Here is a 13,531-nt window from a genome sequence, read left to right as displayed (position 1 = left end):
GCAAGACGCTGCAATTGATAGGCAATGCGTTGCCCCGTAGTGAGCCCCCAGGTATTCTGTTCTAACTTGCTCTCAACTTCATCAAGTAATAATTGTTGAAATTTAGCCTTTATATCGTCTTCGCTGGCATCTAAATATTGTTGCGCGAAAGGCTCAATCACATTTTCATCAAAGTGGTACATACGATTCCAGTTTACCCCAGTGATAGGATCAAAACGCCCTAAGGTATACTCTCCATTTTTGTGATTACAAGCAACGGGATTTGCATAAGGCACTAAAGTAATATTACCTTGTAATTTACAGTGCTGTAGTAGTTCAAGTAATTGGAAAATTACCGCGTTACCTTGTACTTCCGCACCATGCATATTTGCCTGTATATAAACATTGGGACCAGTGTTGGCACCAGTGTTTTTTTCAACTTTAAAGGCATATACCGGCACAGTGAGTATAGCACCACTGGCCATTTCGCCCACTGACATAACTTCTTTGGTAAATTTATTCATCATCTTTCCTTAACTATTCCGTAACTATGCCAAATATGATGAAGCTGGCTGAGCAGCTCTCACTTGAATAAGACTGCCATTTTGATAAACGTACTCGGCAGCTAATTCATGACATAAGAAAAATGGCATACTTTCAGTAAAGCCATAAGCGCCGCAATAACCAAAGACTAACTGCTCACCAACAGCAATATCGCTAGGTAAATCAAAATGCCCGAGTTTATCCATGCTAGTACATAAGGGACCATGAAGAGCAAAAGCCTGCATAGTGGCATTCTCACTTGTAAAACCTTCGCGTAGTATTTGTACAGGGAAAGGTTGCTCGGTGATCGCAGGGCGTAGTAAATGATTGATGCCTGCAGCTAGCACCAACTGCTCTTGGTCATAATTCATTTTTCTATCTACTACTGGCACAACATAATAGCCACACTCAGCAACAGCAAAACGCCCTAATTCCAGCCACAATTCCTCTACGCCAGCTTTTTCTTTGATGATGGCTAAATCTTCAATAACTTGCGGCCAAGACAAAGTTTGCCCTGCGCCTAAATAATCAATACCTAAACCACCACCTAAATCTAGCACTTTTAGCTTCATGCCAATGCTGGTCGCTAACTCAGTTAACGGCGGTATCATCTGCGACCATAATGAAAACATTTTTTCATTACTGAGCATATTTCCCCATTGGAAAATATGTAAACCACAAAGATCCAAGGCTGGATAATTATCTACATGAATATTCTGCCACTCAGACACTGATAGACCAAAAGGCGTTAAGCTATTGCCACCCAAAGGGTTTTTCTCACCCTCATGCCATTGCAGCTGTACTCTAAGTAGCACTTTTGGCATGTCAGTCTCAGCTGATGACAACTCTTGCTCCAGCACGACTTCATGTAACCAGTTCAGTTGATTTATACTCTCAACGACAAAGGTCCGTACTCCCTGCTTTACAAAAGAACTTATTTGTTTCTTTGATTTAGCTGGACCAGTATTTAACACTCTGCTTGGATCTATTCCCTGCGCTAATACTTGCGTTAACTCACCCGCACTAGCGACATCAAAATCAAAGCCAGCACCATCTAAGGTTTGAATAATTTTGGATAGCGGATTAGCTTTAACAGCAAACCATAATTTAATAACATCTTGTTGCTGCAAGCTAGCCAAATGCGCTTTGAGCACCTCAAGTTGATAGACAAAATAACCATGTTCATCGCCAGGCGATTTATGGTTGATTAGCGCGTTTTCAATAGTGGTGTCAAACCAAGTGGGTGTCGTCATGATAAATGTTCTTTTAGGTGTTAAGACGTTAGGAATTTATATCAGGGGTAAAATCAGATATTAATTATTCAGCTTTAAGTTGTAAGGCTCAAACTAAAAGAAAAAGCACGGAGTTGATGAATATCAATGAGTACTTTTGATGCCTAGTTTGGACCTTACAGCGACAAGGTGAATAATTAACGTAAAATAGATTCTAACTCTAGGGAAGCATCGCTTTTCTCATCGCGGTATTTTACTATAAGTGCACAAGCCATGCTTAAACCTTGCGCTTGTGCCCACTCACCTTTAACAGGACGAGTACCAGGTACAACCACAGCACGCTCAGGAATTTCAGCACCCTTTTCACGCATAACTTGGTTTACGCAATCATAAACAGGCACTGACTTAGACAGAGATACGCCCGGTGCTAATACCGCACCTTTTTTAACAACAATACCCTCAACAACAACAACACCCGCACTTAAAAAAGCATCGTCTTCAATAATTACCGGGCTAGCCCCTATTGGCTCTAATACTCCGCCAATTTGTACGGCAGCTGACACGTGTACATTTTTTCCTATTTGCGCACATGAGCCAATTAAAGCATGGCTATCAATCATAGTACCAGTATCGACAAAGGCACCAACATTGATGTAAGCAGGTGGCATAATAATAACGCCTTCAGCAACATAGGCGCCAGCACGCACTGATGAGCCACCAGGTACTAATCGAACACCGTCTTCTGGTGAAAACTGACGAGCAGGTAAGTTGTGTTTATCAACAAAGCCTTGGTAATTATCATCAAAGGCAACGTTTTTTCCAGCTTTAAAAGCCGCTAAAATACCTTGTTTCACTTCAATGTTGGCATGCCAGTTACCGGCTTCATCTTGGTTTGCCGCTCGTAAACTACCTGATTCTAACTGTGCTAATACATCTTGCCAGTTCATTTATTACTCCGCTTATCTGATAAAAAAGTCTATAGAAAAATATTGAGTACCAGCATTATCAAAACAGGCGTAAATATGCCGGATTAATAAACTAAATACATAGTGCGGAGGACTGGGCGATTACAAAGAAGAGCATAACAACAGCGGGGCTGGCATTTAGGCTAATATGCAACAGGCCAGAAGCTCCCCACTTAAACAACCAATATGGCTATTATTCAAAGTGACAGTTGTTGGGATTCAGCCCACTACTCTATAAGGTATAAAGTAAACAACCGATAAACAGCCAATCAAATAGCCATCTATCTCGGCGTTAATCCCCCTCATTACCCTCTACAGAGTTTGATCTCTGTTTTTGACTGTATTAAAAAACACCATACAAACAAAACAACGGTAATTACCTGGTTAACGCTCCTCTTCTGGCCCTATTAATATTTAGCGGTTAGTTGATTAACCACTAAATAGGAATTAGGGACATTTGCTATTTAAGCATTTTTTTTACCTTGGTACAATTAACTTCCAGTAAATATCCCTATTCCCTTATACTAATTTACCGTAGAATATAACCTTTATTCTTTCTCTGTTTATTGCCCTATGTCTTTGTCGAATCCTAGCCAAGTTTTATTACGTAATAGTGAATTACTTATTGCTGAAGCACCATTATTGATTAACTTACCTGAGGATGGCTTTATTGATGCACTTATTGCACTAAATAAGCCAGAGAGTATTCATTGCTTTAATACTAATTATATCGATTATCAGGCAATTACCAAAAAAAATGACGGAGCAAAGAGACAAGGTATTCATGCAACGTTCGCCAGTACTTATCAAACAAAGACTTGTCATGACCTTGTTATAATAGCTTTCCCTAAAAGTAAGGCTGAATTAACTTTCACCCTAGCTATGATTGCTCATTGCATAAATGAAACCACAAAGATATTACTGGTTGGCGAGAAAAAAGGTGGCATTCAGTCCGCGCCTAAATTAACCAAAGACCTACTGAGTTGTTGTCAGAAAGTCGATGCTGCACGTCACTGTCTGCTTTTTGCCGGCTTGTTTCAGCCAGAAAAATTATCTGTCGTCTTTAACTTACAAGATTGGTTTAAAAAATATCAGATCACTGTTGAAGGAGTTGAACTAACAATCGCCTCACTACCTGGCGTATTCAGCCAACAAAAACTTGATACCGGTACGGCTTTATTATTGAGTAATTTACCCGACAAAATGTCAGGGAAAGTTCTTGATTTTGGCTGCGGGGCAGGCGTTATTAGCTGCTTCATCGGCAAGAAACATATCGACACTAAATTGTATCTACTTGATGTAAGCGCCTTAGCGTTGACTTCAGCACAAGAGAGTTTAGCTTTAAACGGCTTATCGGGTCAGGTGTTCCCTTCCAATAGCTTATCTGATGTTAGCGAAAAGTATCAACACGTTGTTTCGAATCCTCCTTTTCATCAAGGTGTCAAAACGCACTATGAAGCCAGCGAAGACTTTTTAGCTGGAATAAACAAGCAACTTAACAAGCAGGGCAGCATAACCATAGTTGCCAATAGTTTTTTACGATATCAACCCATCATGCAAGCACATATAGGCAATACCCGTGTTATAGCAAAAGGCAAAGGGTTTACTATTTACCAAGCTCAGCTATCATCAAAGTAATAGAAGTTAATTAATTGGTTACCATGGCAAAAGCAACTCAAAAGATGTCACTGCATAGTCGCTTAGTACGAAGTATTATGGCGTTAAGTTCCATTACTGTACTTATTGCTGCGATAAGCATAATTAATATGGTTGATAAAGAGGGTGATGAAACCATTGCCAGTGAAACACGTGCTTGGGCAAATATATTAGCTAAGAATAGTAGCCGATTTCTAGAAAGTGACAATGACGTTAGCCAAGTAAAACTAAAAGAAGAACTTAAAGAATTAATCACCACGCCAATTATTAACCATATTCATGTCTATCGATTAAATGAAGATGGCAGTGTTGAGTATTTCACTAGCTATAATAAAAACCATAGGTTTCCAGCAATTAGTAATAAAATCGACCAGATATCACAATTGAGTACCATTCAATACCAAAATAATCACCTAGAGCTCATCGTTAAAATTAGCCAAGGGCAGCAGACTTTAGGCTACTTATTTATCCAATCAAGCCTCCTTGAAAAACAGAGCTTTATTAGAAAATTAACTTATATGACTTTGGCCTTCTTAGTTTTAACCTTGATGCTTGCCTTTGCCGTTTCCCAATGGCTTTTTAGAACAACCACTCAACCCATGGTCAAGCTCATTGATGATATAAGTAAAATATCTCAAAGTAGAAATTATCAGACTCAATTAACGAGGCAGCCCTATAAGGAGCTTGATATTTTAACTAAAAGTATCAACGTATTATTATTGCGCACCGACAAACATGTGAGTAACTTTGTCGAAGAGCAAGAACATGTAGAGTCCAAAAATCAAGCGCTGGAAAACAGACTCAGTGCCAGAACAGACGCATTAAAAGAGTCAAATCAAGAGTTATTATCAACATTAGAGAAATTACACGAATTCCAAGATCAATTAGTTGAAACAGAAAAAATGGCTTCCCTTGGTGATATGGTTGCCGGTATTGCTCATGAAGTAAACACACCAATAGGTTTAGGTGTTACTGCTTCGAGTTTATTGGCAGATAAACTAAGTGAAATCAAAATGGCCTTTGATAATCAAACACTAAAATCTAGCCAACTAAAGAAATTCCTAACTGATAGTGATGAAAATGTTGCTATTATATTCCGAAATTTAGAGCGTGCCGCTAAGCTAATATCAAGCTTTAAAAAAGTTGCAGTAGATCAATCAAGTGCAGAGAGTAGAACATTTAATGTCAGTGGCCTAGTTGACGAAGTATTATTGACAATATCAGCAAAAATCGAATCAGCTAATGTTAATGTCAAAGTAAACTGCCCTGAAGAGTTATACATCACCAGTAAACCAGGTCCCATCAATCAAATATTAATAAACTTAATCCTTAATTCAATTTTTCATGCTTTTGATGGCCTTGATAATGGTACAATTACCATCAACATTATGAACTTAAGCGATCAATTACATATTAATTATCGTGATGATGGTAATGGTATTGATGAATCAATAAAAGCCAAAATTTTCGACCCATTTACCACTACCAAGCGTGGTAGTGGTGGCAGTGGACTAGGTATGCATTTAGTATATAACCTAGTAACTCAGGCACTAGATGGTCATATTACTCTTGAGGAAGAAGAAGAGCGGGGCGTGAGTTTTGATATCACCTTTCCCGTGGAGTTGGCAGCAAGTGAATGAAATAAAAGCCTTTAAAAATTGTTTTTTCATTTTCACTTGACTAAAATAGTTAAATAAATGTAAATAGTTAAATATATGTAATCAGATTACACCAGTTCTACCCATTAAAAAATAATAATCACAATAGCCATTTAAAATATTAGGTAAATTCCACTATGCAAACTTATCAAATCTTAGTTGTAGAAGATGAAGATGTCACCCGCTTTAACTTACGCAATTTATTTGAAGCTGAAGGTTACATTGTTTTCGAAGCTGTTGATGGCGATAGTATGGCTGAGCAGCTGAAACTAAATACCATCAACCTAGTCATTATGGATATTAATTTACCTGGAAAAAATGGCTTGTTATTAGCACGAGAATTAACCGCCAATAAAGACTTAGGTTTGATTTTCCTAACGGGTCGAGATAGCGATATTGATAAAATACTTGGTTTAGAAATTGGTGCTGATGATTATTTAACTAAACCATTCAATCCTCGTGAATTGACTATCAGAGCGCGAAATATTTTAAGTCGCATTGGTCAATCAAATACGGAAACGGTGCAAAGCGTGGTTAGTTTCAATCAGTGGACTTTGGATGGTAATTCCAGACAAATGACTAGCCCAGACGGTGAGGTTATTGCTATTCCTCGCGGTGAATACCGAGCATTAAGCTTACTTATAAAAAATGCTGGTAAAATTATTACTCGCCAACAACTCATTAAAGAAATGACCGGTAGAGATTTACGCTCCAATGACCGTACGGTTGATGTCACCATAAGACGCTTGCGTAAACACTTTGAAATGAATAAAAGTACTCCTGAGCTTATTAACACCATTCATGGTGAAGGTTATCGTTTTGTCGGTGCACTAGATTAAGAGCCGTTTAACTAAATTAAGTTAAGTTAAGTTAAGTAAAATTATGTAAGCAGCCATCATTTCAATAATTAAGAAAAGGGCTGCTGAATTGCAACCCTCTCTGTAATTTCTCTATTATACCAATTCCATTAAGTTTATGATCTTGTTGTGCGCAGTAAAAACAAATCAAAGCAAGGCGCTCGATTGACCAATAGCTGGCTATTGGGATTGAGAGTAACGCTGCCTTGGAGTATTTTAACCAGCACAAGTGGGCAATAATTTAATGGAGTTGGTATTACTAATGACTTGCCAACCAATCTTTGAAAGCAAGCATTGCTTGTTCATTTGCCAACTTTAACTCGGTTAATAAAACAAATTTTTGTTGCTGTGACTCATCGGTGTGCTCTAATAATTTTAACTGGCCATGTAATTTGTACATACCAACACTGGCTGCTGCACCTTTCATTTTGTGACAATGCTCTTGCCAACCAACAAGTGAATTATGCACTTGCGCACTTTCAATATCATTAAGATAAATCTCTACCTGCTGACAATATAAAGCAAACATCTGTTCAACAATAGGTTTACCCAAGCTGTCTAAATAGCCTTGAAGTAACTCTATATCTAAGTAATGACTTGATTGCTCAGTTTCCACAGACACACCTTTTGGGGCAAATAATAACGAGTAGCCCTATATTAACGCAGTAATATAACTCAAACAAACTTATTGAAAAATAGAAGAAAAGGCATCAGTCCTGGCTGTTTTTTAGCTAGAGAGCAACAACAATAATGATTACCATTAAAAAATAAGCTAGAATATGCGCCCTTAGATCTACTCTTCGTATTTATTTCAAAAATACCCTCGGAGTTTAGTTAATAACTATCGTTTTAAAGTGGAGTCGAAATGACGACATCAATGCCAGATATCGCCAACCATACAACAGCTCAAACCGAAGGTACACTTGACTGGGTCGGCATGAGTAACATTGAAATGCCTATTATGGTCGCTTCAAAAGACCAAGGCGAGCGTATGGTCTCAGCTCATATAGATGCCTTCGTCAATTTAAAAGACGCACAAGCTAAAGGTATACATATGTCTCGCCTTTACTTACTTATCGATGAGTTATCTACCAGTAATGTGCTTAATTATCAAAGCTTAGTCAGCTTACTTGATGGCTTTATTAGTAGTCATCAAGAGTTAAGTGATCAAGCTAAAGTGCAATTTAACTTTGAATATCACTTACGCAGAAAGTCATTGATTAGCGGCAAAGAAGGCTGGAAAGCCTATCCAGTAACACTTACTGGTTACTTAAATAAAGGTAAACTCACAATAGAGTTAACCGTTGATGTCCCCTATTCATCAACTTGTCCTTGCTCTGCTGCCTTAGCTCGTCAATTAATACAAAAAGCCTTCCACGATAAGTTTGCTCAACAAAGTGAATTTGCCTTAACCGATGTTCATGATTGGCTTGGCAGCACTGACGGTATTGTCGCCACACCACATTCACAACGCTCAGTTGCGGAAGTAAAGGTGAAGCTTAACTCAAGTGTTAATGATTTCCCTATTACTGAGTTAGTTGACCTTATTGAAAACTCATTGAAAACACCAGTACAAGCAGCAGTTAAGCGCGAAGATGAACAAGAGTTTGCTCGTCTTAATGGCCAAAACCTAATGTTTTGTGAAGACGCCGCACGTCGCTTACAATACAGTATCAATCAAATAGATAGTTTCGATGACTTCTGGTTACGCATCAATCACCTAGAGTCACTGCATGCTCACGACGCTGTAAGTATCACTACCAAGGGCATCGAGGGCGGCTATCAGCCTTAGGCTATAACCAACCCCTTTCAACATGCTAAAAGCCAATAGTGATATCACTATTGGCTTTTTTTGTTTTTATTACTGCTATTTTTGCGTTAACAACAAAACAGACCATAAACTGCATAAATATTGAATATAACCACACACTATAAAGCCCACCACAATGTAATTTTATTTCATAAAATTTCACTATATGAAAGACTAAACACATCAACAAAACAACATAGCCTTATTAAACAATTAGATACAAATACTTGATTTCATTATTCGATTACAAAATAGTAAAAACATGTAAATTAATTACGAGCAAAAGCTCTATTTTAATTGACGTTTGCCCTATAACTGAGTAATGTTGAATGTCCACTTACTTAATAAGAGGAGTATTTATGCATTTTTTCCATGTCTTTATTCTTCTTTGTCTGTCCTGTGAGTAAGTTGGCTTATTATTAGGAGAAAAACATGCAGCTTTATGATCATAGCGTCCAAAAAGACAACTGTGGTTTTGGTTTAATTGCCCATCAACACGGTGAAACCAGTCACAAACTAATTAAGACCGCTATTTCCGCTTTAGATCGTATGCAACATCGTGGTGGTATCGCCAGTGATGGTAAAACAGGTGACGGCTGTGGCTTATTATTACAAAAACCAGATAGCTTCTTTCGCGCCGTAGCCGCAGACAATAACTGGAAGCTAGGTAAAAAATATGCTGTAGGCATGATTTTCCTCAGTACTGATCCGATTGAAGCTGCACTCTGTAAAAAAGTATTAGAAGAAGAGTTAGCCAATGAGAGTTTAACTTTAGTTGGCTGGCGAACAGTACCGGTCGATAGCTCTGTACTAGGGGAAATAGCCCAAGGCAACTTACCCAATATTGAACAAATATTTGTTGATGCGCCTCCAGGTTGGCGTAATCGCGACTTAGAACGTCGCTTATATATGGCACGTCGTCGTGCTGAAAAACGTATTACCGACGAAAAGTTTTATGTGGCGAGTTTGTCTTGCTTGGTCACTATTTATAAAGGTCTAATGATGCCAAAAGATTTGGCAAATTTTTATTTAGATCTAGCTGATATTCGCATGCAAAGCGCTATCTGTGTTTTCCATCAGCGCTTTTCTACCAATACTTCACCAGAATGGCATTTAGCACAACCTTTCCGCTATCTGGCACATAATGGTGAGATTAATACCATCAATGGTAATCGCCAATGGGCACGTGCGCGTACATACCGCTTTAAATCGCCGTTATTACCTGATTTACATGATGCAGCACCTTTTGTCGGCCAAACCGGCTCAGACTCATCGTCATTAGATAATATGCTTGAGCTATTTTTAGCCGGTGGTATGGATTTATACCGTGCTATGCGTTTATTAATGCCACCCGCATGGCAAAATAGTCCGTTAATGGACGATGACTTACGTGCTTTTTATGAATTTAACTCTATGCACATGGAACCATGGGATGGCCCTGCAGGCGTAGTAATGACCAATGGTCGTCATGTTGCCTGTAACCTAGATAGAAACGGTTTGCGCCCTGCCCGTTACGTTATTACTCGTAATGGTTTTATTACCCTTGCCTCAGAAGTCGGTATTTGGGATTACAGCGAAGATGAAGTGGTAGAAAAAGGTCGTGTCGGCCCCGGTGAAATGCTCGCCATTGATACCTATACCGGTAAAATTTTTCATTCAGCCGATATTGATAATGACTTAAAAGAGCGTCATCCATATCGTGAGTGGTTAGATAAAAACATCCGTCGCTTAGTACCGTTTGATGAACTGGAAGCAAATTTAATTGGTACCCGCGCATTTACTGATAAAGAAATGGCTCAGTATCACAAAATGTTTAATTACAGTTATGAAGAAATTCAGCAAGTGATCAGAACATTAGCGGAAAATGGTCAAGAAGCTACCGGCTCAATGGGTGACGATACCCCGATGGCGGTGCTATCAAGTAAAAGCCGCACCTTATATGACTATTTTCGTCAGCAGTTTGCCCAAGTAACTAACCCGCCAATTGATCCTTTGCGTGAGCGTTATGTTATGTCACTCGGCACCTGTATTGGTCGTGAGCATAATGTTTTTAACGAAACCTCAGGCCATGCCGATCGGATTCTATTTTCTACCCCGGTACTTATGTATACCGGGTTAAAACAGTTACGTGAATTAGATCCAGAACATTATCGCTCTGATACTTTGTCATTGCATTATGAACGTACAGAAGGTTTAGAAGCAGCAATTATTCGTCTTTGTGATCAAGCCGTTGATTTGGTACGTAATAAAAACACCGTTATTTTAGTATTCTCAGATAGAAATATTGCGCCTGATTTATTAGTGATCCCCGCCGCTATGATTGTTGGCGCTGTGCAAAAACGTTTAGTGGATGAGCAATTACGTTGTGACTCCAACATTATTGTTGAGACGGGTTCAGTACGAGACTCTCATCAATATGCAGTATTATTAGGTTTAGGCGCAACGGCAATTTATCCGTATTTAGCCTTTGAAACTATCGAGCAGTTAGTCACACAAGGGCAAATAGAAATGACTGCCCGTGACGCTATTGTTAGCTACCGAGAAGGGATTAACAAAGGCCTATTGAAAATACTCTCTAAAATGGGTATTTCCACTATTGCCAGTTATCGCTGTGCCGGTTTATTCGAAATCATCGGCCTTAACGATAACATTATGCAGTTGTGTTTTAGCGACTTACCTAGCCGTATTAAAGGCGCTGACTTTAGCGATATCGAGCAAGACGGTATTAATTTAGCGCGTAACGCATTTTTAGCTCATAAAAAAATGTCTCATGGTGGTTTATTAAAATATGTGCACGATGGTGAGTATCATTCATACAATCCCGACGTCGTTAACCATTTACAACGCGCAGTAAATACCGGTAATTATAGCGACTACCGAAAATTTGCTGATGAAGTAGATCAACGCCCTATTGCTACTCTTCGTGATTTACTGAAACTCAAAGATGATTGTACGCCCATACCGCTTGAGCAAGTCGAACCAGAAAGTGAAATGTTTAAACGCTTCGATAGCGCGGCTATGTCAATTGGTGCATTGAGCCCAGAAGCACATGAAGCGCTAGCCATCGCCATGAATCGTTTAGGCGGTAGTTCAAACTCAGGTGAAGGCGGTGAAGATGAACGCCGTTTTGGTACCGTAAAAAACTCTCGTATCAAACAAATTGCTTCCGGTCGTTTTGGTGTTACGCCACATTACTTAGTGAATGCTGATGTATTGCAAATTAAAGTCGCGCAAGGAGCAAAACCCGGTGAAGGTGGCCAATTACCTGGTGATAAAGTATCACCGTTAATTGCAAAATTACGCTATTCAGTACCAGGAGTGACTTTAATATCACCGCCGCCACATCACGACATTTATTCTATTGAAGATTTAGCACAGCTAATTTTTGATTTAAAACAAGTAAATCCAAAAGCGGTTATTTCAGTTAAATTAGTCTCCGGCCCAGGCGTTGGTACTATTGCTGCCGGTGTTGCTAAAGCTTACGCTGACTTTATTACCATATCGGGTTATGACGGTGGCACCGCTGCTAGTCCATTGACCTCGGTTAAATATGCCGGTTGTCCATGGGAGCTAGGTCTAGCTGAAGCGCAACAAGCCTTAGTGACCAATGGTTTACGTCATAAAGTACGTTTACAGGTTGATGGCGGTTTAAAGACAGGTACCGACATTGTTAAAGCCGCTATTTTAGGCGCTGAAAGCTTTGGTTTTGGTACCGCACCTATGGTGGCTTTAGGGTGTAAATTCTTGCGGATTTGTCACTTAAATAACTGTGCTACCGGTGTTGCCACACAAGAGCAAGTACTGCGAGACGAATTCTTTAAAGGTATGCCTGAGCAAGTAATGAATTATTTTAAATTTATTGCTCGTGATGTCCGTGAAATATTAGCGCGTTTAGGCGTTGAAAGTTTAACGGCGTTGATTGGTCGTGTTGATTTATTATCACAAATTGAAGGCGTTAGTGCTAAGCAACAAAAGCTTGATTTATCACCTATTATCGCGCCAGTTATTGCGGGTGACAACACTGCATTATATAAAACTGAAGAAAACACCGCTTTTGATGAAGGTGAGTTGAATAAGAAAATCTTGAGTGCTGCAAGTGATGCGGTGGCTCACAGTAAAGGTGGCGAATATAGATTTAACATTCAAAATACCGATCGTTCTGTCGGTGCAATGCTTTCCGGCGAAATTGCTCGCCAACATGGCGATCAAGGCATGGCACCTGCGCCTATCACCTTACATTTATCTGGCACTGCCGGACAAAGTTTTGGTGTTTGGAATGCTGGTGGATTAAACATGATCTTAACTGGTGATGCCAACGATTATGTAGGTAAAGGCATGGCTGGTGGTCAATTAACTATCAAAGCACCTGTCGGTGTTGATTATTTAAGCCATCAAACTCCTATTATGGGTAATACTTGTTTATACGGAGCAACGGGCGGAAAATTATACGCTGCAGGACGTGCAGGAGAACGTTTTGCGGTGCGTAACTCAGGTTGTCTTGCCGTTATTGAAGGCACCGGTGATCACGCATGTGAATACATGACTGGTGGTATTGTCACGATTATTGGCGATGTTGGTGTTAACTTTGGCGCAGGCATGACCGGTGGTTTTGCTTATGTCTTAGATGAAACTGGTGATTTAGATATTCGTTTGAATAAAGAATCCATTGAAATGTTAGGGATGGGCGACTTAGCCATTCATCAAGAACATTTACGTGGCATTATCGATAAACATTTTAACGAAACTGGCAGCTTACGCGCGCAAGAAATTTTACAAAACTTTGATAAATTCTCGCCATTATTTAAATTAATTAAACCCAGTGCTACCGATG

Annotated in this window: 9 protein-coding genes and 1 riboswitch; of the genes, 5 read left to right on the top strand and 4 right to left on the bottom strand. The window is 39.3% G+C overall.

Annotated elements, in window-relative coordinates; translation table 11 throughout:
- From HRT50_RS14180 to HRT50_RS14170, 3 genes are all read right to left on the bottom strand, one after another.
- The coding region (locus HRT50_RS14180; RefSeq protein WP_291615587.1) for a succinylglutamate desuccinylase/aspartoacylase family protein at nucleotides 1-503 on the bottom strand (503 nt) is incomplete at its 3' end.
- Nucleotides 504-527: 24 nt separating this feature from the next.
- Entirely contained in the window at nucleotides 528-1,775 is a 1,248-nt protein-coding gene (locus HRT50_RS14175; protein WP_291615585.1) for a PLP-dependent decarboxylase, read from the bottom strand.
- Nucleotides 1,776-1,951: 176 nt separating this feature from the next.
- Entirely contained in the window at nucleotides 1,952-2,701 is a 750-nt protein-coding gene (locus HRT50_RS14170; RefSeq protein WP_291615583.1) for a 2,3,4,5-tetrahydropyridine-2,6-dicarboxylate N-succinyltransferase, read from the bottom strand.
- 172 nt (nucleotides 2,702-2,873) lie between these two features.
- Nucleotides 2,874-3,125: riboswitch (Lysine riboswitch) on the bottom strand.
- Nucleotides 3,126-3,292: 167 nt separating this feature from the next.
- Between HRT50_RS14170 and HRT50_RS14165 the strand changes: the two genes are divergently transcribed.
- The 3 genes from HRT50_RS14165 (at nucleotide 3,293) to arcA (ending at nucleotide 6,872) form a co-directional block, all read left to right on the top strand.
- A complete protein-coding gene (locus HRT50_RS14165) occupies nucleotides 3,293-4,357 on the top strand; it encodes a methyltransferase (RefSeq protein ID WP_291615581.1) in 1,065 nt (354 codons plus the stop codon).
- A gap of 23 nt (nucleotides 4,358-4,380) precedes the next feature.
- On the top strand, nucleotides 4,381-6,015 hold the full coding sequence (locus HRT50_RS14160) for a sensor histidine kinase (protein ID WP_291615579.1): 1,635 nt from the start codon (nucleotides 4,381-4,383) through the stop codon (nucleotides 6,013-6,015).
- 155 nt (nucleotides 6,016-6,170) lie between these two features.
- Nucleotides 6,171-6,872 carry a two-component system response regulator ArcA gene (gene arcA / locus HRT50_RS14155; protein WP_291615577.1) on the top strand — a complete coding sequence of 234 codons (702 nt, stop codon included), beginning with the start codon at nucleotides 6,171-6,173 and terminating at the stop codon, nucleotides 6,870-6,872.
- Nucleotides 6,873-7,149: 277 nt separating this feature from the next.
- Here the strand turns inward: arcA and HRT50_RS14150 are convergent, their stop codons facing one another.
- Nucleotides 7,150-7,506, bottom strand: a complete 357-nt coding sequence (locus HRT50_RS14150; RefSeq protein ID WP_291615575.1) for an Hpt domain-containing protein — start codon at nucleotides 7,504-7,506, stop codon at nucleotides 7,150-7,152.
- A gap of 249 nt (nucleotides 7,507-7,755) precedes the next feature.
- Between HRT50_RS14150 and folE2 the strand changes: the two genes are divergently transcribed.
- Both folE2 and gltB read left to right on the top strand, forming a co-directional pair.
- Nucleotides 7,756-8,682: a GTP cyclohydrolase FolE2 gene (folE2, locus tag HRT50_RS14145; RefSeq protein WP_291615573.1), complete on the top strand. Its 927-nt coding sequence runs from the start codon at nucleotides 7,756-7,758 to the stop codon at nucleotides 8,680-8,682.
- A 450-nt stretch (nucleotides 8,683-9,132) separates the two neighbouring features.
- On the top strand, nucleotides 9,133-13,531 hold a 4,399-nt coding region (gltB, locus tag HRT50_RS14140; RefSeq protein ID WP_291615572.1), incomplete at its 3' end, for a glutamate synthase large subunit.

Origin of the sequence: Colwellia sp., from assembly GCF_013215345.1 — a bacterium.
Lineage (GTDB): Bacteria > Pseudomonadota > Gammaproteobacteria > Enterobacterales > Alteromonadaceae > Colwellia.
Note: the sequence above shows the minus strand (reverse complement) of the source record. Positions and strands in the feature narration are given on the sequence as shown.

Bases quoted from the DNA above. Each gene is read 5' to 3' on its own strand.
- HRT50_RS14175 (WP_291615585.1), bottom strand. From the start codon at position 1,775: ATGACGACACCCACTTGGTTTGACACCACTATTGAAAACGCGCTAATC.
- HRT50_RS14170 (WP_291615583.1), bottom strand. From the start codon at position 2,701: ATGAACTGGCAAGATGTATTAGCACAGTTAGAATCAGGTAGTTTACGA.
- HRT50_RS14165 (WP_291615581.1), top strand. From the start codon at position 3,293: ATGTCTTTGTCGAATCCTAGCCAAGTTTTATTACGTAATAGTGAATTA.
- HRT50_RS14160 (WP_291615579.1), top strand. From the start codon at position 4,381: ATGGCAAAAGCAACTCAAAAGATGTCACTGCATAGTCGCTTAGTACGA.
- arcA (WP_291615577.1), top strand. From the start codon at position 6,171: ATGCAAACTTATCAAATCTTAGTTGTAGAAGATGAAGATGTCACCCGC.
- folE2 (WP_291615573.1), top strand. From the start codon at position 7,756: ATGACGACATCAATGCCAGATATCGCCAACCATACAACAGCTCAAACC.